The sequence below is a fragment of the Mesorhizobium sp. CA4 genome (genome assembly GCF_020165075.1).
GTDB lineage: Bacteria > Pseudomonadota > Alphaproteobacteria > Rhizobiales > Rhizobiaceae > Mesorhizobium.
Genome location: NZ_JAIUHK010000006.1, coordinates 86,535 through 109,915, shown reverse-complemented (window position 1 = coordinate 109,915; position 23,381 = coordinate 86,535). Strand labels below are relative to the sequence as shown.

Here is a 23,381-nt window from a genome sequence, read left to right as displayed (position 1 = left end):
GTGAAGCTCAACCGCCGTCGAGCGACTTCAACAGATTGTCGATCGTGAACGGGTTGGCCTTTGGCTTCGCCGGCACCGGCGCCGGACCGTCATTGACGCCGGGCAGCGACCGATCGGCCTTCGGCGTTTGCTCGGCCGCCTTACGTGCTGCTTCCAGCTTCGCCTGCTCCGCCTTCTTGCGATCGGCCTCGGCCTGCGCCTTGGCCGCCTCGTCCGCGGCCCGCTGCTCGGCCTCGGCCTTCGCCGCATCGGCCTGCGCCTTGGCGTCGGCTTCCGCTTTCGCCCTCGCCTCTTCGTCGGCCCTGGCTTTTGCCTCGGCTTCCGCCTGTGCCTGCGCTTCAGCCTCGGCTTTTGCCTTGGCTTCCGCCTCTGCCTTCTGCCGCGCCTCTTCCTCTTGCCGGCGCAGCTCCTCGGCCGCCTTGTCGCGCTCCGTCTGAAGCGCCGCATAATAGCGCGCCTCGCGCCGCAGCCGCTGCTTTTCGAGCAGCGCCGCCTGCATCGCCTCGACCCGCTGCTGTTCCTTCTCCAGCGCGCGCTGTGTCAGGAATTGCGCCAGCGGACCACTGTCGAATTGGGGCGCGGTCGCCCCGAGCGGGCCGGCCAGGCTGAAATTGACGGCCGGTTCGGAACCGACCAGCGCCTCGTCACCGGGGCGGTAGGTCAACGTCCCCTTTGCCGTGACGGTGCTCGTGTTGAGATCGGCCGTCAGGTCGGCGGATAAGGTCGCTCGTGGATTGTCGAGACTGATCGGCGGCGCCCGCAACGTGCCGTTGGCGACGGTGAAGGCCACATCCGTGTCACCGGCGGCAAAGCTGCCGTCGCTTGCGATCTGCGGCGCGAACTCCGCCGTCTTGGCCGTGTCGATATCGCGTCCGATCGCGTCGGCCTTGGCGAGGATAGCGGCAAAGCCGTCCGGATTGATGCCGTCCACCTTCAATCCCTTCAGCGCCGCGGTGCCGGATCCGGAGAGGGCCGCAATCATGGCATCGACCGATTTGCCGCTGGTCGACAATGCCGCTGAAAGGTCGCCGCTGCCGCCGATGCCGGCGCCGGGCAGGACCGCGGAAAGATCGCTACCGGCGAGCCTCATCTGGCCGGAGAACAGGCCGGTGCCCTCCGTGTTCTTCAGGTCGAACAGGCCGGTCAAATCGCCGCCGTAAAGCTTCGCCTTGAGGTCCCAGACGTGGATGCCTTCGCGATCGAGCTTCAGCGAGAAGGAAGCGTCATGCGCCGTGGCGAAGGACCCGACGGCGAGCGCCGATGTGTTGAGGTCGAGATCTGCGTTGAACGGCAAGGTCGACTTCTGGCTGAACGGCGTCGTCGGCCATCCGCCCTTGGCGGGCGCGAAGGACTGGTCGCCGAACAGCGAGACCGCCAGCGGATCGAGGTCGAGCTCGTCGAGCGCCAGCGCTCCCGCAAGATGCGGCAGCCCGTCCTTGGCGTCGATGTTGATGTCGCCGGACACCGCCGCCTTGTTGATCGAACCGGTGAGGCCGCTCAGCACCAGCAGCCCATTGGCGAAATCGGCATCGGCCGCCAGCGACGTCGATGTCCCCGTTCCCATGCCGGGCAAGCCTACCCCCGTCGTCATCAGCCACGGCTCGATATCGGCGGCACTAAGATTGACCTTGCCCTTGGCGGTGGCGCTTTGCGCCGTCTCGGCGACGGTTCCGTCGAAGCTTGCCCTGAAATCGTCGGCCGTCAGGTTGAAGCTGGTCGCGAGACCGCCGGCGACCGAGCCCTTCGCCGAGACCTCGGTGTTGGCGTGGCCGAGCATCCCGAGGGGAAGCGCCGGCAGGCCGTAAAGCGCAAGCAGCGTGGCGGCATTGTCGTTGCGGGCGTTGAAGGTGATCGATACCGGCGCCTCGGAGAGCTTGTCCGCGGTTCCCTTGCCGGAAAGCGAGGCCGAGAAGGCCGAGCCGCCGGTCTTGCCCTGGGCTGAGAGCGCCAGGCCGGTGGTGCCGTCGCCATTGTCGGCGGCGCTGGTCAAGAGATCGATGCGCGCGTCCTGGAACAGTTCGGGATAGGCCGCCGCACGGCTGGCCAGGCCTTTGAGCACGCCATTGCCGGGATAGTGCTGGGCTGCGACATCGATCAGCGGCTTGAGGTCCACCGCCACCACGGAAGCGTTGAGCTTGCCTGTCGGACTCTGCGGAAAATCCTTGATCCGACCCGTGGCGCTGATCGAGGCGCCGGCCAGGCCGCCGATCGAAAGCCGGTCGATCTCGAGCAGGCCCTCGCGCAGCCGCAGCGCCGTATCGACACTATCGGCGCTGAACCCGCCGGCGCTGACCGGACCCGCCTTGATCTGGAAATCGAGATCGCGATCCGAAAAGCGATTGGCGCCCTTGTCGCTGATGAAGATCGAGGCGAAGGCCGCGAGCCCGTCCAGGTCCATCTCGCCGCCCGCCAGCCGCATCAGCACCGATGGCCTGGCGCCGTCCGGCTGGCTGGACTCGATGCTGCCCGCAAATTTCGCCTTGCCGAGGATGAGTTCGAGATCGCTGAAGGACTGCCGGTTCTCGCTGAGATCGACCTTGGCCTTGAAGCCTGCCGCGGGCAGCCTGCGAATGGCCTCGTCGACATCCTTCGACAGCCAGGCGGCAAAGCCGGAAGGCTGTCCGACGGCCAGCAGCAACGAGCCGGTGAAGCCGAAATGGTCTTCGACGCTCAACATACCGTCGGCTTCAAGCGTCGTGCGACCCGGCAGCGTCGCGGCAAGCGACTTGACCGACCAGCCGCCTTCGGCCGGCTCGGCCGATAGCCGCACGTCGCGCACCGTCGTGTCGCCCGCCACCACCGCCGGCAGCCTGACCTCGACCGTGCCCGGTATCGTCGGCTTCGGCATGTGTTGCAGCGTCTGTTCCAATGCCGCGATGCGCTGGTCAAGCGTAAAGCCTGAGCCGGTGGCTCCGCCGACAGCTTCGTCGAACTGCACCTGCGCCCCGCTGGCCTCGACCGAGAAATGCGGCTTCAGGCCGAGATCGACCGAGGCTTTGCCGTCGGCGGTATAGGGGTTGTCGAGCGGCCCGGTCTCGAAGCGGAACTCGTCGACATCGAGCTTCTGGTGATCGAGCGCGAACTTGCCGTTCAGCCGGAAACCCGGATCGGGTTTGCCGGTGCCGATCTTGACCGGCTCGCCATCTTTGCCGCGCAGCTCGACCGAATTCCTGTCGACGTCGTTTTTGTCCGCGCCCGAGATCTTGAACTGGCCGGAATAGACCGCGGCGCCCTTGACGATGCCGGCATTGCCGTCGGCCTCGATGATCAGCGGATACGCATCGGGATCGGCTTTCAGCCTGAGCCGCATCTGGCCGTCCGGTTCCACCTTGCCGGTTGAAGCCGAGACGTCGGTGCGCAGGCCGTCGACGCGCAGCGTTCCGTCCATGCGCCATGGACCGGTAAGCGCCTTAGCCGAAATGGTCGAGTTGATCTCCGAGATCAGGTGGCTGCGCCCGCCGGCGGCGTGGCGGAGTTCAATCTGCCCCTCGGTTACCGACAGCTTCTCGATGGCGATCTGGCCGGGGTTGAAGGGCGTCGATGGCCGGATCGCCCAGTCGACGGTGCCGTCGCCGGCGACATTGATGATGGCTTTCGGGTGTACCAGCCGCATGTCGAAGATCAGCACTTCGCCGCGCAGGAATGGCGCGAGCTCCGCATCCATGGAAAAGGTCTCGACCGTCATCGCCGGCTTGCCTTCCGGCCCGCCCGCGACCTCGACATTCGAGAAGGTCACCGACGGAAACGGCAGCAGCCGCGCGGTGGCATCGCCCTTCACCGTCACCTTGCGGCCGAGGACGGCGCTGGCCTCACGCTCGAAATCGCCCCGGTAACCGGTCCAGTCGATGAAATACGGCACCACCAGCGCCGCGCACAGCACCAGCACGAACAGGCCACCGAAGATCACGAACAGGCGGGCGAGCATCTGTTTCCCGGGTTGAAAGCCAGCCGCACTCTACCCGCATCCGCGTGTCGATAAAGAGGCAATTCAGCGCCTGGCGCCGCCAATCTCTCCGGTTGCGCGACCGATCGCGCTCGCGATATCTCTTTTGCGGATTCCCGCCCCTCCGGTCACGTCCTCCACCCCGCATACCGGCACGACCCTCTTCGCGCCGACACGGCCGATTCTGCAGAAGCTGGCGGAAGGCGTGGGAGGATAGCCCGCGGCCGGCGGATCAGCCCGCCGCCGGCAGGATCTTGCCGGGATTCATGATGTTGAGCGGATCGAGCGCCTGCTTGATCGTACGCATGACATCGACGCCATGGCCGAGTTCATGGCGCAGGAAGCCGACCTTGCCCTGGCCAATGCCGTGCTCGCCGGTGCAGGTGCCTTCCATGGCAATGGCGCGCATGTTGAGCCTGGAGACGAATTTCTCGGCAAGCGCGATCTCTTGCGGGTTGTCGACATCCATCAGCACCAGCACATGGAAATTGCCGTCGCCGGCATGGCCGACGATCGGCGCGACAAGCCCCATCTCGGTAATGTCGGCCTCGGTCTCCGTGACACATTCGGCAAGCCGCGAAATCGGCACGCAGACGTCCGTCGACAGCCCCTTGGCGCCGGGGCGCAACGTCAGTGACGACCAATAGGCGTCGTGCCGCGCCTTCCAGAGTTTTGTCCGCTCCTCCGCGACGCTGGTCCACAGGAATGGCCCGCCGCCCTGCTCCTCGGCGATCATCCCGAACGTCTCGGCCTGCTCGGCCACGCCCGCGTCGCTGCCGTGGAACTCGACGAACAGGCAAGGGCTCTCCGGATAGTCGAGCTTGGAATAGTTCTTCATCGCCCGCATCTGCAGCGCGTTGACCAGCTCGATGCGCGCCACCGGTATGCCCATCTGGATGGTCGCGATCACCGTGTTGCAGGCAGCCTCAAGGCTCGGAAACGGGCAGACGCCGCCAGAGATCGCTTGCGGTATGCCCTGGAGCCTCAGCGTCAGCGAGGTGATGACGCCGAGCGTGCCTTCCGACCCGACCAGAAGCCGCGTCAGGTCGTAGCCGGCCGAGCTTTTCTTCGCCCGCTTGCCGGTCGTCACCGTTTCGCCATCGGCCATGACGGCGGTCAGCGACAGCACGTTTTCGCGCATCGTGCCGTAGCGCACCGCGTTGGTGCCGGACGCCCTGGTCGCCGCCATGCCGCCCAGCGACGCATTGGCGCCAGGATCGATCGGAAAGAACAGGCCGGTGTCGCGCAGGTGCCGGTTGAGGTCCTCGCGCGTCACGCCGGGCTCGACTGTGCAGTCGAGGTCCTGCGGATTGACGGCCAAGATCCGGTTCATGCGCGACATGTCGATGGAAATGCCGCCGCCCGGCGCATTGGTGTGGCCCTCGAGCGAGGAGCCGACGCCGAAGGCGATCACCGGCACGCGGTGTGCGGCGCAGGCGCGCACGATCTCCTGCACGTCCGCGCTCGTCTCGACGAACGCGACGCCGTCCGGCGCCTGGGTCGGAATATAGGTGGTGGTGTGCGCGTGCTGAGCACGTATCGCGTCGCCGGTCTGGAAGCGCTCGCCGAAGCGCTGCTTGAGAATGCCGAGCACCGCGGCGATGCCTTCCTCATTACGTTCGACGGGGTTGAGGTCGCTCAATGCCATGAATTCCTCCGCGAATGGACCAGCGGCCGCGCTTGTAGTGCAGCTATGAATGATGCCTAAAGCAATCCTAGGAAAAGTGCCAAGCGATTAGGCTCGGCGACTTCACCGTAGCCTTCCGTCCGCCCTGTCCAGCGACCATCGAGGAAAACCAAAATGACGATCCCCGCACCGATCATTTCCGGCCCAATGGCGATCGAGAAGGAATGGATCGACTATAACGGCCATCTCAACATGGCCTACTATAATGTGCTGTTCGACCGCTGCTCGGACCAGACGTTCGAGCTGATGGGCATGGGGCCGAACTACGCCAAGGAGCGGCGCCTCACCATCTACACGGCCGAAGTTCATGTCTGCTACGTGCAGGAGTTGCACCTCGACCACAAGGTGAACGTCTCGTTCCAGCTGATCGACCATGACGAGAAGCGCCTGCGCGCCTACCAGGAAATCCGTCATGTTGACGGCTGGCTGGCGGCGACGTCCGAATCGCTATCGCTGCATGTCGACATGGAGGGACCGAAGGTCGCTCCCTTCCCCGCCGACGTGATGGCCCAGGTCGAGGCCATGCGCGCCGCCCATGCTGGACTGCCCATGCCGGAGCGTGCTGGTCGCTCGATCGGCATCAGGCGCAAGAGCGCTTGATGCATCCGGATGCCCGCGTTAACCTTACCAAGGTTTTAACGTGAACAAGTCGGTTGAGTCCGTTGAACGACTCACTGGCGCGTTCGAAAACCGCCGTACGGGGTTTGCGCGCGGGCTGGCGGAATGCGGTGCGAGGACAGTGCATGAAAACCGACATCAAGGTCGAAGTGGAGCGCTTGGCGGCCGATCCACGCATTACCGACTATGATTTCTGGCGATCGCTGAAGAACGTCAACAACGAGATTTTCCACATCGCCAACAACAACGAACCTATCCCGTTTGACATGATCCGCTGGCGCGCGATTCTGAAGCAGGCGCGCGTGAAGCGCGGCCACGCCTGAGCCCGTCACTTCTGCCTGAACCCGCCCAGCGGCGAGCGCGGCTCGACGGGTGACGACTGGATGATGGCGGTATTTGTCATCGCATAGGGAATGATCCGGTCGATCGCACGCTCGAGCTCGCTCATAGAGCCGACATGAGCGAGTGCGATGAAGCAATCCTCGCCGGTCACCCGGTCGCATTGCGCGATTTCAGGCAGCTCGCGAATGATGTCCGCCACCACGGAAAGCTGTCCCGGCACCGGCCTGATCCTGAGCCATGCCGACAGCTTCATGCCGAGAGCAACCGGATTGATCCTGACCGTATAGGCCTCGATCACGCCGTTCTCCTGCAGCTTGCGAATGCGCTCCGCCACGCTCGGCGCCGACAGCCCGACCGCGCGCGCCAGTTCCGCCGTGCTGATGCGCGCGTCCTTTTCTAGGAGCCGCAGGAGCTTCAGATCGATCGCGTCCAGATCGACATTTTCACTTCGAAGGTTTTTCAATTCAGACTTCTTCCATCACAAAGCAAATGGACGAATTCGCCGTTCGTTGCACATATAGTTAGCATATTTCGCCTGCGATAATGCTCGCATGAAAACGCAAACGCAAATTCCAACTGCAAACCGGGCCACCGGTGATGCCGATGCGCGCTCCGCCCTCGCCGGCACCGCCACACTTGCCAGAGCGGCCAACGCGTTGCCGCCGCATGTCTGGTTTTGCGTCAGCGCCGTGTTCCATTATCTCGGGCCGGCCTTCGCCGTGCTGCTTTTCGCTCAGGTCGGCGTGCTCGGCATGGCTTGGCTACGCATCGCCACCGCGGCCCTCGTCTTTGCCCCTCTGATCAAGCCCTGGCGCGTTTTCGCCCGCGCAGATCGCGCTCAGCGGCTCCTGTTGCTGACCTTCGGCGCCTGCCTGGCTGTGATGAACTGCTCGTTCTATCTGGCGCTCGACCGGCTGCCGATCTCGCTGGTGGCGGCGATCGAATTCGTCGGCACGATTGCGGTCGCGCTGGTCGGCCTGCGCAGCCGGCGCAACTTTGCCGCGCTCGCTGTTGCCGTTGTCGGCACGTTGCTTCTCATCGACGTGAAATGGTCGAGCGATCCCGCCGGCCTGTTCTGGGCCTTTTTGAATGGCGCCCTCTTCGTCGGCTACATCGTGATCGGACACCGCGTCGCCCAGGCCGGCATCGGCATTGCGGGCCTCGGCACCGCCATGGCGGTCGCGTTCCTCGTCGTGTTGCCCATAGGCTTTCGCGAGGCGCTGCCCGCCTTCTCGTCGCCGCAACTGCTCGTCGCTGCGATCGGTGTCGGCGTCTGCTCCTCGGTCATCCCCTATATCTGCGACCAGCTCGCCATGGCGAGATTGCCGCGCGCGAGCTTCGCGCTGATGCTCTCGCTCCTGCCGCTCACGGCAACGCTGATCGGCGTCATCGTGCTGCGCCAGATACCCAGCGTCACCGACTGCATCGGCGTTGCGCTGGTCATCGCCGGGGTGGCCTTCCACAAACCGGCGCAGGAATGATCTGCCGACGGCTGTGGAGGCGCCGTTCGCAGGGCGGGCTCAACCTGAAAATCAACGTGCCTCAAGCCAGCTTCTCCTTCAGGAAAGCAATCGTCCGGCCCCAAGCAAGGTCGGCGGCCTTCTTGTCATAGCGCGCGGCCGAGGTGTCGTTGTTGAAGGCGTGGTTGGCGCCGTCATAGACATAGACCTTGTATTCGACATGCGCGGCGTCGAGCGCCTTCTTGTAGGCGTCGATGCCGGCGTTGGTGCGTTGGTCCAACCCGGCGTAGTGGAGCAGCAGCGGCGCCTTGATCTTCGCGGCGTCCTCGGCCTTGGGCTGCATGCCGTAATAGGCTACGCCGGCGCTGAGGTCGGGCGCATGGACGGCAAGCTGGTTCACCGCCCCGCCGCCCCAGCAGAAACCGACCGCGCCGACCTTGCCGTTGCCGTCCTTGAGGCCCTTGAGATAGGCGATCGTCGCCACGCCATCGGCGGCGACCCGGGTCGTGTCGAGCTTTGTGAACATGTCGCGCGCTTTGTCCTCGTCGGAAGGCGTTCCGCCAAGCGGCGACAGGAAGTCCGGTGCGAGCGCCACGAACCCTTCCAGCGCCACGCGCCGGGCGACATCACGGATATGCGGGTTCAGCCCCCGGTTCTCGTGGATGACGATGACGGCGCCGAGCTTGCCCTGCTGATCGGCCGGCTTGACCAGATAGCCCTTCATGTCGCCACTTGAGCCAGGATAGGTGATGTCCTCGCCCTTAACGCGGCTGTCATCCTCGGCGACGATCGCCGCCTGGGCGGAATTGGCCGCCAGCATCGGCGCGATCGCGGCCGCCGCGGCGCCCGAGCCCGCCAGCTTCGTCAATTGCTCCACGAAGCGGCGGCGGTCGAGCGTCAGATGCGTGTATTCGTCATAGGCATCGATCATCGCCTGCGTGATGATTGGCTGCGTGACAACGGGCTTTGCAACGGGGCCGGTCATGATTGTCCTCGACGTCTGGTGCATGTCGCCCAAAAGTGCGCAGCGGCTTTGGGACAACGACATGCATCAAGCAACAATCTAAAGCGCGACACGGTCCGACGTGGCGCGCTCTAGGCGGGTGATCCGCAAGATAGGGTCGAGTATCGCACGGTCCAGTCACGCCCCGATGACGACCCGGCGGGGGAGCCCTGGTGGAACCAGCCCGCCGTCGCGCCGGCAAGCCAGCTCGATTCATCACATTTTGGTCATTTCCGAAAGGCTTGATGGTGCTGTCACATCAGGGTGCGAAGTTGCCTCAGCCGCCTACCGATACGAATGACGAAAAGGGGAATGCCATGAACATCCAGGATATCATCAACGCCGTTTCCTCGAAGGCCGGCCTCGACGAGCCGACCACCGAGAAGGTTGTCGGCACCATCTTTTCCGTGCTCGAGCACGAGGCGGAAGGCACCAGCGTTTCGTCTTTCTTCGCCCAGATTCCCGGCGCCGACGCCCTGGCCCAGAAATATGACGTGATGGCCGCCGGCGCGGCCAATTCGGGCGGCGGCCTTCTGTCGTCGCTGCAGGGCGCGCTGGGCGGCGTGCTCGGCGAAAAGGCCGGCGCGCTGATCAACGGCGTTGCTGCCCTCAAGGCGTCCGGCCTCGACATGGCACAGATCCGTCAGGCCGGCGAGACCTTGATCAAGCAGGCGGAGGCGGCCGCGGGCCCTGATCTGACCAACCAGGTGCTGGACCAGGTGCCCAGCTTGCGGGGTCATCTCGGACTTTGAAGCCCGACGCCGCCCTGTCTTATTTCGGCAGCGTGTAGGCCATCACATAATCACCCGGCTTGGTGCCGACCGAGCCGTGGCCGCCGGCGACGATGACGACGAACTGGCGGCCGTCGGCCACCGTGTAGGTCATCGGCGTCGACTGGCCGCCCGCCGGAAGCCTCGCCTGCCAGAGCTGCCTGCCGGTGGTGAGATCATAGGCGCGCAGATAGTCGTCGACCGCAGCGCCCAGGAACGCGACGCCGCCCGCCGTGATCATCGGACCGCCTATGCCTGGAACGCCGACCTTGAAGGGCAAGGGCAGCGGCGTCATGTCGTAAACCGTGCCGTTACGGTGCTTGTAGGCGATGTTTCCAGTCTTGAGGTCGACGCCGGCGACATAGCCCCAGGGCGGCGCCTGGCAGGGAATGCCGAGCGGCGACAGGAACGGTCCCATCACCACCGCGTAAGGCGCTCCTTCGTTGCGGTTCAGCCCCTGCTCGCTGCCCTTGGTATCGCCCGGCGGCGGCACGTCCGCGCGCGGGATGAGCTTGGAGGTGAAGGCGAGATAGGTCGGCATGCCGAACATCACCTGCCGCACCGGATCGACCGCGACGCCGCCCCAGTTGAAGACGCCGAAATTGCCGGGATAGACCAGCGAGCCCTGCAGCGAGGGCGGCGTGTAGCGGCCCTCATAACGCAGCTTCTTCAATTCGATCCGGCACGCCAGCTGGTCGAACATGGTGATGCCCCACATGTCGGCACCGGTCAGCGGCTTCGGATTGAAGGACAGGTCGGAGGCCGGTTGCGTCGGCGAAGCGTGATCGCCCTGGAGCGCGCCGCCTGGTGCCGGCACTTCCTTGATCGGAATGATCGGTTCGCCCGTGCGCCGGTCGAGCACGTAGAGATCGCCTTGCTTGGTCGGCCCGACCAGCGCCGGCACCACGCCGTTCGCCGTGGTGATGTCGACGAGCGACGGTTGCGCCGGCACGTCCATGTCCCACAGATCGTGATGCACAGTCTGCCGCACCCAGTGCAATTGCCCGGTGTTGAGGTCGAGCGCGGTGATCGATGACGAGAACTTCTCGACATTGGCGCTGCGGCCCATGCCGAGCTGGTCCGGCGTCTGGTTGCCGAGCGGCACGTAGACGAGCCCGAGCTTCTCGTCGGCGCTCGCGGTAGACCACATGTTAGGCGAGTTGTGGGTGTAGGTCTGCCCGGCGGGCAGCGGCGTCGTCACATCCGGATTGCCGGAATCCCAGTTCCACAACAGCGCGCCGGTGTCGACGTCGAAGGCGCGGATGACGCCGGAGGGCTCCTCGGTCGAGTAATTGTCGTTGACCGCGCCGCCGACGATGATCTTGCCGCCGACGATCAGCGGCGCCGATGTCGAATAATAGTAGCCCGACTTCGGATAGGGCATGTTGGCCATAAGGTTCAGCGTGCCGCCCTCGGCGAAGGACGGACACACCTGCCCGTTCGCGGCATCGAGCGCGATCAGCCGGGCGTCCGACGTCGGCAGGTAGATGCGCGCGGCGCAAGGCTGGCCGGCGGCGATCTTGGCGTCGGCATGATAGGACACGCCCCGGCAGGTCTGGTGCTGGCGGTTGCGGTCGAGCTTGATCTTCGGGTCGTAGCGCCACTTCTCCTTGCCGCTCGCGGCATCGATGGCGATGGCGAAATTATGCGGCGTGCAGATGAACAGGGTGTCGCCGATCTTCAGCGGCGTCACCTGATAGGTCGTCTCGCCGATATCGTCGGGGCCCTTCACGTCGCCGGTGCGGTAGGTCCAGGCCGGCTGCAGCTTGGCGACGTTGTCAGGCGTGATCTGGTCGAGCGGCGAATAGCGCTGGCCGAAAGGCGTGCGGCCGTAGAAATGCCACTCGCCGGCCGGCATGTCGCCGCCAAGATTGGCCGCCGCTGCCACCTTTTCGGTGCCGAGCGTGCCGCCGATGTCGTAAGGATCGGCCGTCATCGAATAGCCGGCGACCGCAAGCGAGGCGAGCACGGCCAGGATCAGCAGCGCGCGTCCGTCCGGCCCCCGCAGCCCTCGCCTTGCCCATGGCGTCAAAAGCCACAAGGCGACGAGCACGATGACGCCGCCACGCGGGCCGAGTTGCCACCAGTCGAAGCCGATTTCCCACACCGCCCAGCATAGCGTGGCGAGCACGAACAGCGCGTAGAGCCAGAGCGAGGTCGACCTGCGCCTGAAAAGCAGCCAGGCGGTGATCAGGAAGACCAGGCCGGCAATCAGGTAATACCAACTGCCGCCCAGCGCGATGAGCCAGATGCCGCCGCCGCCGAGAATGAGACCGATGAGGAAGAGGACAAGGGAGGTGATGGTGGTGGCCACGAAATACTCCCGCAGTTATGCGCAGAAGAAAAATCCCCGCTACGAACCCGGAACCAGTTTGCTTCCGATTCTGTTCCAGCCGCAGCGGCAGTTTCGGTTGGCCCGTGCGCCGTGTCAATTCATGGCGCCGGTCCTCCTACTGCGCCATCGGCGTTTCGATCCCGCTGGCCGGTGCGTGAGCGGGTGCGCATGCTGGACGGTCTTTCGGAAATCTGTCGGCCGGTGCTATGTCTTGTCGATGGACAGCGTTGCCATAATGCTCCGACGCGCCCGCGACGCCTATGAGAGGCGGGCTTGGGCGGATGCGCTGCAGTTGCTGCGGGCCGCGGACGAAGTCACCGCTTTGGGAACAGACGATCTGGAGCGCATGTTCTGGTCGGCTGGAATGCTTGATCGCGATCCCGATATCGTTGCCGCAGCCGAACGCCTGGTCAAAGCGCACAGCGATGCGGGCCGTGACGACAGAGCGGCATATTGGGCCTGCTTCCATGGCTCCCGGCTTCTGGCATTGGGCGAGCATGGCCGCGCAACCGCATGGCTGCAGCGGGCGCAGCGCCTTGTGGAGAGCTTTGGTCGCGAATGCTCGACACAAGGCTATCTGGCCTTGTTGGCGGCACAGAAAGATCTCAGGGCAGGCAGTGATGAAACATCCGCTGCGCATGCAAGACAGGCACTTGCGATAGGCGAGCGCTGTCGCGATATCGACCTGGTCGCTTTCGCCCGGTGCGTTCTCGGTCGCGCCCTGGTACGGCAGGGGCGCGTCGAGGAAGGCATCGCCTCTCTGGATGAAGCCATGTTGCCCGTCATCGGCGGCGAGCTCTCGCCGGTAATCACCGGTCTGGTCTATTGCAATCTCATCGCCGAGTGCCGCCAGGTCTATGCGCTCGATCGCTCCCGCGAATGGACGGATGCGCTGTCGGCCTGGTGCGGAGCGCAGCCGCAACTGGTTCAATTCAACGGTGCCTGCATGCTGCACCGGGCAGAGATCATGGAAATGAACGGCAATTGGCCGGGGGCGATCGCGGAATCGCGCCGTGCGGCATCTTCTCCTGTTGCCAAGGCGGCTCGCGACAACACGATCGGGGGCGCCGCCTATCAAGAAGCCGAAATCCACCGCCTGCGCGGCGAATTCGCCGCCGCCGAGGAGATGTACCGGAATGCCAGCCGGCTAGGACTCGAGCCGCAGCCGGGCATGGCCTTGCTGCGCCTGATGCAAGGTCGCACGGAGCAGGCGGCAGCCACCCTGCGCCGTGTGCTCGCCACCACCGAAGCACCGCTCAGCCGTGCCCGCCTGCTTCCGGCGATGATCGAATTGCAAATCGCCGCCGGGGCGATCGAGGAGGCCCGCAACGCCTGCCGTGAGCTGGAAGCGACCGCCAGCCGGTTCGCGACCGAGTTACTGGGTGCGATCGCATCTCAGGCAAGAGGCGAAATCGAGATGCACGACGGCAACGCCGCGGCTGCGCTCGGTCACTTCCGCGCGGCGCTCGCGATCTGGCAACGTGCCGGCGCTCCCTATCTGGAGGCGCGGCTGCGCGTGCTGGCCGGCCAAGCCTGCCGTATGCTCGCGGACGAGGATGGCGCGGGACTCGAATTCGACGCCGCACGTTCGGTTTTTGTGGAGCTCGGCGCCGCGCCCGATCTCGATCGGCTCAACGCATTGGCCAGGCCCATCACGCCATCGGCGCACGGCCTGACGCGGCGCGAGATAGAGGTGCTGACCCATATCACCACCGGCAAGACAAACAGGACGATAGCAGTCGAACTTGGCCTCAGTGAAAAGACTGTCGACCGTCACGTTTCCAACATCTTCGACAAGCTCGCGGTCAACTCGCGCGCCGCAGCGACCGCCTACGCCTTCCAGCACGGCCTGCTCTAACACATATCGTCCGAATTGCGCAGTATTTGAGCCAACGACAGGTGTCGAAACAAAGACATGGAGCGTCGCCTGAATCCATTCGTCGCGGCGCGCTTTAGGCACTGCTAGCCCCCATGGGGAGAAATCCCCATCACTTTCCTTTGCCGCATGGGGTCTATCCCCGAAGCGCGTCGACGGGCTGGTTCGCTACTCTTCTCCCATGGCTCAAGAAGCCGATGGAGACAGAGATGAACGGACGAACGGAAGCGATTTCAATTCACCAGGCAAAGCCGCAAGGCACGGGCGCAATCGGCATAGCGCAGACGAAGGCGCGTGCCGGTGCGCTGCTCGAACTCGGGACAGCCTTCATGAAACTACAGGCTGACACCGCGCAGACGCAGCCGGGCGACGCGAACATCGACAGCGAGGAGCGTCCCGCGCCGCGAGAGGAGCATTTCGACGTCGTCGTCGTCGGCGCTGGCCAGAGCGGCCTTTCCGTCGGTTACTATCTGGCCCGCAAGGGGATAAAGTTCGTCATCCTGGAAGGCCGCCAGCGCGTCGGGGATGTTTGGCGCGCGCGATGGGATTCGCTGCGTCTTTTCACGCCAGCGCGCTTCGACGGACTGGCGGGCATGCGTTTCCCGGCCCCCGCTCATTCCTTTCCGACCAGGGATGAAATGGCCGATTATCTGGAAGCCTATGCCGAGAAATTCGCCTTGCCGGTACGCACGGGCACCAAGGTTGACGAGGTTAGTCGCCACGGCGAGCGTTATGTCATCACCGCGGGCGCGAGCCGTTTCACCGCCGATCATGTCGTCATTGCCGCCGCGAGCTACCAGAAGCCGAAGCTTCCGGATTTCGCCGCGCTGCTTGATCCGGCGATACGGCAATTCCACTCGTCCGCCTACCAAAACCCGTCGCAGCTCAGGCCGGGCGGGGTACTTCTGGTCGGGGCCGGCAATTCAGGTGCGGAGATTGCCATGGACCTGTCTGGCACGCACCGCGTCTGGCTGGCCGGCCGGCATCCAGGCCACATTCCCGTGGCCTACAACGGCACCATCGCTCTCCGTGTGGTGATACCGTTCGTCTTCCGCGTCCTTCTGCACCGTCTGTTTTCGGTGGATACGCCGATCGGGCGCAGGGCAAGGCCAGCACATCTCGTCCATGGCCTGCCCCTGATCCGGGTAAAGCCGCAACACATGGACGCGGCCGGGATAAACCGGGTTGCGCGCGTCGCCGCTGTCAAGGACGGCAAGCCGGTGCTCGAAACCGGCGAGGCTCTCGAGGTCGAGAACGTAATCTGGTGCACCGGCTTCCGGCCCGGACTGGATTGGATCAAACTGCCGGTTTTTGATGAAAGCGGCCGGCCGGGGCAATATCGCGGGGCCGTTACCGGCGAACCTGGGCTCTATGTCTGCGGCCTGCCATTCCAGCACTCCCCCTCCTCGACAATGATCCACGGTGCGGAAAGGGACGCCGGTTACGTGGCGGATGCGATAAGCGAGCGGATGCGGATCGCCAAAAGCTAGAACAAAACGTAGACAGTTCTGGTCTTTCGCTCCCGAATCACTACATTCGGGGGCGATGTCGGGCTTTTCCGAAGACATGCCTTTTTTCGATGAACCGAATGCGCGGCCCGCTGCGGCCCCATCCGGCATAGCCGCGCGCGCCATGGCGGCGCGCAGCGGGCAGAACGGCGTGCCCGATTATCTCAAGGGCCTGAACCCGGAGCAGCGGCTCGCGGTCGAGACGACCGAAGGCCCGGTTCTGGTGCTCGCCGGCGCAGGCACCGGCAAGACGCGGGTGCTCACCACGCGCATCGCCCACATCCTTGCCACCGGCAGGGCCTTCCCCTCGCAGATCCTGGCCGTCACCTTCACCAACAAGGCCGCGCGCGAAATGAAGCAGCGCATCGGCATCCTGATCGGTGAAGGCAATGTCGAGGGCATGCCCTGGCTCGGCACCTTCCACTCGATCGGCGTGAAGCTGCTTCGCAGACACGCCGAGTTGGCCGGGCTGAAATCGGATTTCACCATCCTCGACACCGACGACGTTGTGCGGCTGATCAAGCAGCTGATCCAGGCCGAAGGGCTGGACGACAAGCGCTGGCCGGCCAAGACCTTCGCCCAGATGCTCGACAACTGGAAGAACAAGGGTCTCGGACCCGACGAGATCGCGGAAGGCGATGCGCGCAGTTTCGGCAACGGCAAGGGCCGCCAGCTCTACAAGGCCTACCAGGAACGGCTGCAGACGCTGAATTCCTGCGACTTCGGCGACCTGCTCTACCATCCGATCCGCATCTTCCGCGCCTATCCGGACGTGCTGAAGGAATACCACCGCAAGTTCAAATACATACTGGTCGACGAGTACCAGGACACCAACACCGCGCAATACATGTGGCTGCGGCTGCTGGCGCAACGCCCCAATTCTGGGCGCGGCCCATCGGCCGAAGGCCGCAAGCCCGACCGGGCGTCGGCCGGTCAGGCCGCCCCCGCGGAGGCCAGCGAGCGGAGCGAGCGCGCGGCCGTGAGCGAGAACAAAGTCAACATCTGCTGCGTCGGCGACGACGACCAGTCGATCTATGGCTGGCGCGGCGCCGAAGTCGACAACATCCTGCGCTTCGACAAGGACTTCCCGGGCGCCACCATCATCCGGCTGGAGCGCAACTACCGGTCCACCGCGCATATTCTGGGCGCGGCCGCGCATCTCATCGCCCACAATGAGGGCCGCTTCGGCAAGACGCTGTTCACCGACCGCGACGACCCCGAGGACGACAAGGTGCATGTCCACGCCGCCTGGGACTCGGAGGAAGAGGCCCGGGCCATTGGCGACGCGATCGAGGCCTATCAGCGGCAGAAGCATAACCTCAACGATATGGCGATCCTGGTGCGCGCCTCCTTCCAGATGCGCGCCTTCGAAGACCGCTTCATCACGCTGGGCTTGAACTACCGCGTCATCGGCGGCCCGCGCTTTTATGAGCGCCTGGAAATCCGCGACGCGCTTGCCTTCTTCCGCGTCGTCGCCAATGGCGGCGACGACCTCGCCTTCGAGCGTATCGTAAACGTGCCGAAGCGCGGGCTCGGCGAAGCCACCATCCGTCAGATCCACGACACGGCGCGCGCCATGCGCATTCCGATGTTGGAAGCGGCCGCGACGCTTGCCGAAAGCGACGAGCTGAAGCCGAAGCCGCGCGCCGCATTGCGTGAAGTCGCGGCCAATTTCGAGCGCTGGCAGAAGGCGCTGGAAACCACCCCGCACACCGAGCTTGCCGAGACCATTCTGGAGGAGAGCGGCTACACCGACATGTGGAAGAACGACCGTTCGGCGGAGGCGCCCGGGCGGCTGGAAAACCTCAAGGAGCTGATCCGCTCCATGGAGGAGTATGAATCGCTCCGTTCCTTCCTCGAGCATGTCGCGCTGGTGATGGAGGCCGAGCAGGGCGAGTCGCAAGATGCGGTCTCGATCATGACGCTGCATTCGGCCAAGGGTCTCGAATTCGAGACCGTCTTCCTGCCCGGCTGGGAGGAAGGCCTTTTTCCGCATCAGCGCGCGCTGGACGAAGGCGGCCGCTCCGGCCTGGAGGAAGAGCGCCGGCTCGCCTATGTCGGCCTGACGCGCGCCAAGAAGAACCTGCACATCTGGTTCGTCTCTAACCGCCAGATTCACGGCCTGTGGCAATCGACGATCCCGTCGCGCTTCGTCGACGAATTGCCCGAAACCCATATCGATATCGCCGACAGCGGCAACAGCTACGGCGGCTACGGCAATCCCTATGGCGGCGGCTCATTCGCCTCAGGCCGCGGCGGCGGTCGGCAGAACCCCTACGGCGCTTCGCGCTTCGACAATATCGGCGCCAAGGACCAGGACAGCTTCTCCAACACCTATGCCACGCCCGGCTGGCAGCGGGCGCAGGCGAACCGCACCGAGGCGACCGACCGCAACTGGGGCACGCGTTCGGGCCACCAGGTCGAGCGTATCGGCTACGGCGAAACTGATAGCGGCTACGGCGCCGGCCGCACCAGCGTGAAGGGCCGCACCATCGAGGGCGAGCTGGTCGCCAAATCCGTTGCCGACACGCCGTCCGCCTTCAATGTCGGCGACCGCGTCTTCCACCAGAAATTCGGCAACGGCAATATCGCGGCCATCGACGGCAACAAGCTCACCATCGACTTCGACAAGGCCGGCCAGAAGCGCGTGCTGGACGGGTTTGTCGCGCCGGTGTGACCGGCTTACCTGTATCGCGCCTGGTTCCACTTATGACCGAGCAGCGACAGGATGATGATCAGCCCGTTGAAGAACTGGACGTAGAAGCCGCTCAGGCCCGCCGCGACAACCCCGGTCTGGATGAACGACACGGTGACCGCGCCGATCGCGCCGCCAACCACCGTGCCGATGCCGCCCCAGGTCGGCGTGCCGCCGACGAACACCGAGGCCAGCACCGGCAACAGATAGCCGTCGCCCGCCGTCGGCCACCAGGTGAAATTGATCATCACCGAGAAGGTGCCGGCGATCGCAGCGCCAATCCCGACGAAGACGAACACTTTCACCCGAACCCATTTGACGTCGATGCCCATCTGCCTGGCGCTGTCAGGATTGTCGCCGACCACTTTCACCTGCGCGCCGAAGCGGTGGCGGTTGTAGAGCAGCGCCGAGAAAACGACGAAGGCGATAGCCCAGAAGATCTGCACGGGGATGCCCCAGACCTGGCTAGAGAAGATCTTGTAGGCCGAGCTGTCGGCAACGCCGGTCAGCGCCGTCGACTTGCCTTCGTTGATGATCTGGATCAAGCCGCGCAACAGGAAATTCATGCCGAGCGTGGCGATCAGTGACGACAGGCCGCCATAGACGACCAGCGAGCCGACCAGGAAGCCGAGCAGCGTGCCGGTAACGAGCGCCGCCGCAATGCCGAGGAACGGATCGTAGCCGGCCTGCACCACCAGCGCGAAGACCCAGGAAGCGAAGCCCATCGTCGCCGGGAATGACAGGTCGATTTCCCCGCAGGTGACGACGAAGACCAGCGGCACCACCACGAACAGCGCGACGGGAAGCGTGGTCAGCACAGAACTGTAGAGATACCAGGTGGTGAAGACGGTCGGGTTGGCGATGATGAACACCGCCATCATGACGATGAACACGGCAAGTGTGCCAAGCGCTGCGCGGTTGTCGATGACGAAGCCGCGCAGCCAGTGGTTGGACGGATGGCTCCATTCCTTGGCTGGCTTCTTGGCTACCTGGCCGCTTGCCCTTCCCAGAGGAGTTTGCAGATCGGGTTCCATCGCCTTGCTCATTGCGCTCCCTGCTCCGCGTCCTCATGCAGTCCCGGCAACCCGCCGGGATGCGCCACGTCTTCCATGAAATTGATGAGGTCCTCGGCCGACTTGATTTCGGTGCGGCCGGCCGTCAGCGCCACCTTGCCGCGGTCGAGCACGACGAAGCGGTCGGCGATGTCGAAGACATGGTGGATGTTGTGGCCGATGAACAGGATCGAGCGGCCGCTCGCCCGCACCTGGCGCACGAAGTGAAAGACCTTGGCGGTCTCGGTCAGCGACAGCGCCGTCGTCGGCTCGTCGAGGATGATCAGTTCCGCCTGCTTGTAGATGGCGCGCGCGATCGCCACGCCCTGGCGCTCGCCGCCCGAAAGCTGGCCGACGATCGAATGCGGCGTGAACACTTTCGAGGTGAAGCCGATCTCGCGCATCAGTCGGCTCGCCTCCTCGATCTCCTTATTGACCTTCAGCCAGCCCATGAAGCTGGTGAGCTCGCGGCCCATGAAGATGTTGCGCACGATCGTCTGCTGTACGGCCAGCGCCCGGTCCTGGAACACCGTCTCTATGCCGGCGTCGCGCAAGCGCGCCGCGCTCCATCCGCTAACCGGCTTGCCGCGCACCAGGATATCGCCGCTGGTCGGCTTGACTACCCCGGACAGGATCTTGATCAGCGTCGACTTGCCGGCGCCGTTGTCGCCGATCAGGCCTACCACCTCGCCGCGATCGACGCTGAGATCGACGCCGCCGAGCGCATAGACCTGGCCATAGGATTTCTTGATGTCGCGCAGTTCGATGATGCGTTCGCTCATGCGATCCTCGCTGGAATTGTCTGTCTGCCGGTCATCTCGCCGGCCGGGCAATAATCCCGGCCGGCGGCTTGGGAGGTCAACGCAATGCCTGCTTGGCCAGCTCGGAGACGATCTCGTAGTTCTGCGGCGTCACGAAGCCGGCGCCGGTGTCGACATTCATCGGCGCCAACCCCAGCACCACTTGCTGGCAGAGGCTGAGGATCGGCAGGTAACCCTGCAGGAACGGCTGTTGGTCGGCCGTCAGCTGCACCCAGCCGCCCTTGAAGCCTTCGACGATCTGCGGACTGGTGTCGAAGCCGAAATTGAAGATCTCGCCCGGCTTCCTGCCCGCCGCCTGCATATAGGTCGCGACATTGCCGAGCATCTGGCCGCCGGGATAGCCGACCGCCTTGACGTCGGGGTGGTTGAGCAGTGCCGCCGTGATCACCGGAATGGCGAGGTTCGGATCGGACGCCCATTCGCCGCTGGGCGGGGAGGACAACTGGATCACCTCGACGCCGGCTTCTTTCAGGGCCGCGACAGTACCGCGCTCGCGCGCGCCGCGGTTCTCGTTCTCGAACGGGCCGATCATGATCGCCTTGTCGCCCGCCTTGAGCTTGCCGAGCTTGAACGCCTCGGCGCCGAGCGCGCGGCCCTGCTGCTCCTGCTGCGCGCCGACATAGCCGCCGCCGAACGCCGCCATCACCTTCGGCACCGGCACGTTCTGGTACATCATCTTGATGCCGTCCTTATGCGCCTGTTCGGCCAGCGGCATGATCGCGGCATCGCCCGGATGGCCCATCATGGCGATGCCCTGCGGCTTGACCGCGACCGCCTCGCGCAATTGCTGCACCATCTTCTCGACGTCCCATTGCGAGAAGATGTAGTCGACTTTCGGCCCGAGATCGGCAGCCGCCTGCTTGGCGCCATTATAGACGATGGTGCCGAAGGCATCGCCCTCGGCGCCGCCGACGAAGAAGCGGATGTGCACGTCCTTGCACCATTGCGCGTCCAGCGCGTGCGCCGGCAAGGTGGAGATCGAGGCGCAGAGCGCCGTGGCGGCCGCCACGACGGTCGAGCGCAGAACAGTCCTTCTGGTCGTCATGCTCATGGAGGTTCCTCCCTTTTGATCCCTCGCATCGGAGGGTTTTCGACAATGGCTCGGCGCGGCGCGCCGCAGTGCTGGCCGGCTCCTCCCGCCGGCCAATCCTCACCTCAAGCCGGATTTGGCAGGTAGCTGGACCCTCCCCGGCATTGCTTCAGATAGTCGAGCGCGCGCGCCTGTCCGGTGATTTCGAGGTCGCCGCGATAGACCGGGTCATGCCAGCCCTCGATGTCGATGGCGCCCTTGTAGCCGGCGAGCCGCAACTCGCTGATCACCCGCGTCCAGTCGCTGTCGCCGAAGCCCGGCGTGCGCATCTGCACGAAAGGCAGGCGCCCGAACACGCCATGCTCGCGGATGACGTCCCAGCGCACCGTCGCGTCCTTGCCGTGGACGTGGAAGATGCGCGGCGCCCATTTGCGGATCTGCGGTATCGGGTCGATGAGATAAACCAGCTGGTGGCAAGGTTCCCATTCGAGGCCGAGATTGTCGTCCGGCAACTCGTTGAACATCAGCTCCCAGGCGTCCGGGTTATGCGCGATATTCCAGTCGCCGCTCGCCCAGTTGCCGTCCATGGCGCAGTTCTCGAAGGCGATGCGCACGCCCTTATCGGCGGCGCGTTTCGCCAACGGCCCCCAGACCTCGCGGAAGCGTGGGAGGCTGTCGGTCAGCTTCTTGCCGCGGATGCGGCCGGTGAAGCCGCTGACAATGGACGTCCCGAACAAATGCGCATTGTCGATCACCGTCTCCCAGGCCGCGAGCACGCCGCGATCGACCTCGCCGCCTTCCAGCGGATTGCCGAACACGCCGATCGACGACACGGTGACGTCGGCATCGCCGATCGCTTCGCGGATTTCGCCGGCCAGGCGCTGCAGGTCCTTGCCGCCCAATGTCTGCCAGAAGAAGGGCTGGATGCTCTCGAATCCGAGCGGCAGGATCTGCCTGACATAGGCGGCCGGGTCGTCGAGATTGGCCCGCACCATGGTGCCGATCCTGATGTCGAGAAGCGGGTTTGCCATCATTGTGCTTCCTAGGCGATTGCCACGCGCCGCCCGCTCTCCGCGCTCTCGATCGCGCCGAAGACCATGGCCAGGCTTTTGACGTTGTCGGCGCCGCGCGTCTCCGGCTCGGTGCCGGTCTCGATCGCGTGCATGAAATCCTGGATGATGCCAAAATGGCCGTCGACGCGGTCGGCGGGATCGAGCGGCGGCACTTCGATCGGCATAGTCTTGTCGATGATACCGTCGCGGCCGGACGCAACCACCTCCGCCTTGAGCCCGTCATGGCCGTCCCACAGCACGCTGCCGCGCTCGGCGACGATGCGCCAGCTGCCTTCCCAGCTGGTGCGAAACCCGTCCGCGCACCAGGAGCCGGCATAGGTGAACACCTTGCCGCCGCCGAGATCGAAGACGGCGCTCGCCGATGAGCCCTGGCGGTACCAGGAATTGGCCGGCTCCCATTCCTGGCAGTAGACGCTGGCCGGTTCACCGGCGACCATGTAGCGCGCGGCGTCGAACGTGTGGATCGCCATGTCGAGCAGCAGCACGTGGCGCATCTCCTCGCGAAAGCCGCCGAAATGCGGCGCGATGAAGAAATCGGCATGGATGCTGGTGGGCTTGCCGATGGCGCCGGAATCCAGGAAACGCCTGATGCGCCTGACATTGGCGACGTAGCGCCGGTTCTGGACGACTGCGTGGACCCGACCGGCGCGACGCGCTGCCTCGACGATGGCGCGCGCATTATCGGGGCTGTCGGCCAGCGGCTTTTCGGTGAGCAAATGGCAATGATGGGCGAAGGCCGAAAGCGCGACCTCGCGTCGGGCCGCCGGGACCACGACATCGAATACGGCGTCGGGCTTCGTCTCATCGAGAACGGCGTCTAGGCTGGTGCCGATCACTGCATGGGAGAGCCCGTACTCGCGCGCCCTCGCTTGCGCCCGGTCGGCATCGAGATCGACAAGGCCGGCAATGGCAAGCCCGTCGATCCGCCTTGCGGCATCGAGCCAGTGCTTGCTCATGGCTCCGCACCCGACCAGGACGACCTTCATCACCCAGCGCTCCTCCTCGGCTCGGCCCCTCCAGGCCGAGTGTCACGGCGTCCACGGCATTGCCGTGAACGTATTCCGTAAACGTTTACGAGAACACACCCGATGGCATAGAATGTCAATCGGCTGCTTGTCGAAAATTGTCCCGAAGCCTTGGCCTGAGCGGCAGCCGGTGCTAGCCAAGG

The 23,381-nt window shown here is 64.8% G+C and carries 17 protein-coding genes; 7 read left to right on the top strand and 10 right to left on the bottom strand.

Features of this window, described 5'->3' with window-relative positions:
- Positions 1 to 7 precede the first annotated feature (7 nt).
- Both LB528_RS07210 and LB528_RS07205 read right to left on the bottom strand, forming a co-directional pair.
- A complete protein-coding gene (locus tag LB528_RS07210; RefSeq protein ID WP_224714346.1) occupies positions 8 to 3,925 on the bottom strand; it encodes an AsmA family protein in 3,918 nt (1,305 codons plus the stop codon).
- A gap of 250 nt (positions 3,926 to 4,175) precedes the next feature.
- Positions 4,176 to 5,591: an FAD-binding oxidoreductase gene (locus LB528_RS07205; RefSeq protein WP_224714345.1), complete on the bottom strand. Its 1,416-nt coding sequence runs from the start codon at positions 5,589 to 5,591 to the stop codon at positions 4,176 to 4,178.
- Positions 5,592 to 5,744: 153 nt separating this feature from the next.
- Between LB528_RS07205 and LB528_RS07200 the strand changes: the two genes are divergently transcribed.
- Positions 5,745 to 6,230 carry a thioesterase family protein gene (locus tag LB528_RS07200; protein ID WP_224714344.1) on the top strand — a complete coding sequence of 162 codons (486 nt, stop codon included), beginning with the start codon at positions 5,745 to 5,747 and terminating at the stop codon, positions 6,228 to 6,230.
- Positions 6,231 to 6,373: 143 nt separating this feature from the next.
- On the top strand, positions 6,374 to 6,571 hold the full coding sequence (locus tag LB528_RS07195) for a hypothetical protein (protein ID WP_224516364.1): 198 nt from the start codon (positions 6,374 to 6,376) through the stop codon (positions 6,569 to 6,571).
- Positions 6,572 to 6,576: 5 nt separating this feature from the next.
- On the opposite strand, the gene LB528_RS07190 is transcribed toward LB528_RS07195, so the two are convergent.
- On the bottom strand, positions 6,577 to 7,053 hold the full coding sequence (locus tag LB528_RS07190; RefSeq protein ID WP_224714343.1) for an Lrp/AsnC family transcriptional regulator: 477 nt from the start codon (positions 7,051 to 7,053) through the stop codon (positions 6,577 to 6,579).
- An 88-nt stretch (positions 7,054 to 7,141) separates the two neighbouring features.
- Here LB528_RS07190 and LB528_RS07185 point away from each other — a divergent pair, with 88 nt between their 5' ends.
- On the top strand, positions 7,142 to 8,071 hold the full coding sequence (locus LB528_RS07185) for an EamA family transporter (protein WP_224714342.1): 930 nt from the start codon (positions 7,142 to 7,144) through the stop codon (positions 8,069 to 8,071).
- A gap of 61 nt (positions 8,072 to 8,132) precedes the next feature.
- On the opposite strand, the gene LB528_RS07180 is transcribed toward LB528_RS07185, so the two are convergent.
- Positions 8,133 to 9,035, bottom strand: a complete 903-nt coding sequence (locus LB528_RS07180; RefSeq protein WP_224714341.1) for a dienelactone hydrolase family protein — start codon at positions 9,033 to 9,035, stop codon at positions 8,133 to 8,135.
- A 335-nt stretch (positions 9,036 to 9,370) separates the two neighbouring features.
- On the opposite strand from LB528_RS07180, the gene LB528_RS07175 reads away from it, so the two are divergent.
- The gene (locus LB528_RS07175; RefSeq protein ID WP_224714340.1) at positions 9,371 to 9,805 is read left to right on the top strand and encodes a hypothetical protein; all 435 of its coding nucleotides are present in this window, start codon (positions 9,371 to 9,373) and stop codon (positions 9,803 to 9,805) included.
- Between the two features lie 19 nt (positions 9,806 to 9,824).
- Here LB528_RS07175 and LB528_RS07170 read toward each other — a convergent pair whose 3' ends face one another.
- Positions 9,825 to 12,137: a glucose/quinate/shikimate family membrane-bound PQQ-dependent dehydrogenase gene (locus LB528_RS07170; protein ID WP_224714339.1), complete on the bottom strand. Its 2,313-nt coding sequence runs from the start codon at positions 12,135 to 12,137 to the stop codon at positions 9,825 to 9,827.
- Between LB528_RS07170 and LB528_RS07165 the strand changes: the two genes are divergently transcribed.
- The 3 genes from LB528_RS07165 (at position 12,124) to LB528_RS07155 (ending at position 18,219) form a co-directional block, all read left to right on the top strand.
- On the top strand, positions 12,124 to 14,016 hold the full coding sequence (locus LB528_RS07165; RefSeq protein WP_224714338.1) for a helix-turn-helix transcriptional regulator: 1,893 nt from the start codon (positions 12,124 to 12,126) through the stop codon (positions 14,014 to 14,016). The two genes, LB528_RS07170 and LB528_RS07165, sit on opposite strands and share 14 nt — an antisense overlap.
- Positions 14,017 to 14,156: 140 nt before the next feature.
- Complete coding sequence (locus tag LB528_RS07160; RefSeq protein ID WP_224714337.1) at positions 14,157 to 15,524, top strand: flavin-containing monooxygenase; 1,368 nt, start codon at positions 14,157 to 14,159, stop codon at positions 15,522 to 15,524.
- A 55-nt stretch (positions 15,525 to 15,579) separates the two neighbouring features.
- Positions 15,580 to 18,219 carry an ATP-dependent helicase gene (locus LB528_RS07155; RefSeq protein WP_224714336.1) on the top strand — a complete coding sequence of 880 codons (2,640 nt, stop codon included), beginning with the start codon at positions 15,580 to 15,582 and terminating at the stop codon, positions 18,217 to 18,219.
- A 5-nt stretch (positions 18,220 to 18,224) separates the two neighbouring features.
- Here the strand turns inward: LB528_RS07155 and LB528_RS07150 are convergent, their stop codons facing one another.
- The 5 genes from LB528_RS07150 to LB528_RS07130 form a co-directional block, all read right to left on the bottom strand.
- The gene (locus LB528_RS07150; RefSeq protein WP_224516474.1) at positions 18,225 to 19,283 is read right to left on the bottom strand and encodes an ABC transporter permease; all 1,059 of its coding nucleotides are present in this window, start codon (positions 19,281 to 19,283) and stop codon (positions 18,225 to 18,227) included.
- Entirely contained in the window at positions 19,280 to 20,071 is a 792-nt protein-coding gene (locus LB528_RS07145) for an ATP-binding cassette domain-containing protein (RefSeq protein WP_224714335.1), read from the bottom strand. Before LB528_RS07145 ends, LB528_RS07150 begins: the two co-directional genes overlap by 4 nt.
- Before the next feature lie 76 nt (positions 20,072 to 20,147).
- On the bottom strand, positions 20,148 to 21,161 hold the full coding sequence (locus LB528_RS07140) for a substrate-binding domain-containing protein (RefSeq protein ID WP_224714334.1): 1,014 nt from the start codon (positions 21,159 to 21,161) through the stop codon (positions 20,148 to 20,150).
- Between the two features lie 104 nt (positions 21,162 to 21,265).
- Positions 21,266 to 22,174: a sugar phosphate isomerase/epimerase family protein gene (locus LB528_RS07135; RefSeq protein WP_224714333.1), complete on the bottom strand. Its 909-nt coding sequence runs from the start codon at positions 22,172 to 22,174 to the stop codon at positions 21,266 to 21,268.
- An 8-nt stretch (positions 22,175 to 22,182) separates the two neighbouring features.
- Positions 22,183 to 23,202 (bottom strand): Gfo/Idh/MocA family protein, encoded by a 1,020-nt coding sequence (locus LB528_RS07130; protein ID WP_224714332.1) that lies wholly within the window; start codon positions 23,200 to 23,202, stop codon positions 22,183 to 22,185.
- Positions 23,203 to 23,381: the final 179 nt, after the last annotated feature.

Excerpts from the sequence above, each read along its gene's own strand:
- LB528_RS07135 (WP_224714333.1), bottom strand. The coding sequence starts at position 22,174 with ATGATGGCAAACCCGCTTCTCGACATCAGGATCGGCACCATGGTGCGG.
- LB528_RS07150 (WP_224516474.1), bottom strand. The coding sequence starts at position 19,283 with ATGAGCAAGGCGATGGAACCCGATCTGCAAACTCCTCTGGGAAGGGCA.
- LB528_RS07155 (WP_224714336.1), top strand. The coding sequence starts at position 15,580 with ATGTCGGGCTTTTCCGAAGACATGCCTTTTTTCGATGAACCGAATGCG.
- LB528_RS07145 (WP_224714335.1), bottom strand. The coding sequence starts at position 20,071 with ATGAGCGAACGCATCATCGAACTGCGCGACATCAAGAAATCCTATGGC.
- LB528_RS07175 (WP_224714340.1), top strand. The coding sequence starts at position 9,371 with ATGAACATCCAGGATATCATCAACGCCGTTTCCTCGAAGGCCGGCCTC.
- LB528_RS07180 (WP_224714341.1), bottom strand. The coding sequence starts at position 9,035 with ATGACCGGCCCCGTTGCAAAGCCCGTTGTCACGCAGCCAATCATCACG.
- LB528_RS07140 (WP_224714334.1), bottom strand. The coding sequence starts at position 21,161 with ATGAGCATGACGACCAGAAGGACTGTTCTGCGCTCGACCGTCGTGGCG.
- LB528_RS07210 (WP_224714346.1), bottom strand. The coding sequence starts at position 3,925 with ATGCTCGCCCGCCTGTTCGTGATCTTCGGTGGCCTGTTCGTGCTGGTG.
- LB528_RS07165 (WP_224714338.1), top strand. The coding sequence starts at position 12,124 with ATGGTGGTGGCCACGAAATACTCCCGCAGTTATGCGCAGAAGAAAAAT.
- LB528_RS07195 (WP_224516364.1), top strand. The coding sequence starts at position 6,374 with ATGAAAACCGACATCAAGGTCGAAGTGGAGCGCTTGGCGGCCGATCCA.
- LB528_RS07200 (WP_224714344.1), top strand. The coding sequence starts at position 5,745 with ATGACGATCCCCGCACCGATCATTTCCGGCCCAATGGCGATCGAGAAG.
- LB528_RS07205 (WP_224714345.1), bottom strand. The coding sequence starts at position 5,591 with ATGGCATTGAGCGACCTCAACCCCGTCGAACGTAATGAGGAAGGCATC.
- LB528_RS07185 (WP_224714342.1), top strand. The coding sequence starts at position 7,142 with ATGAAAACGCAAACGCAAATTCCAACTGCAAACCGGGCCACCGGTGAT.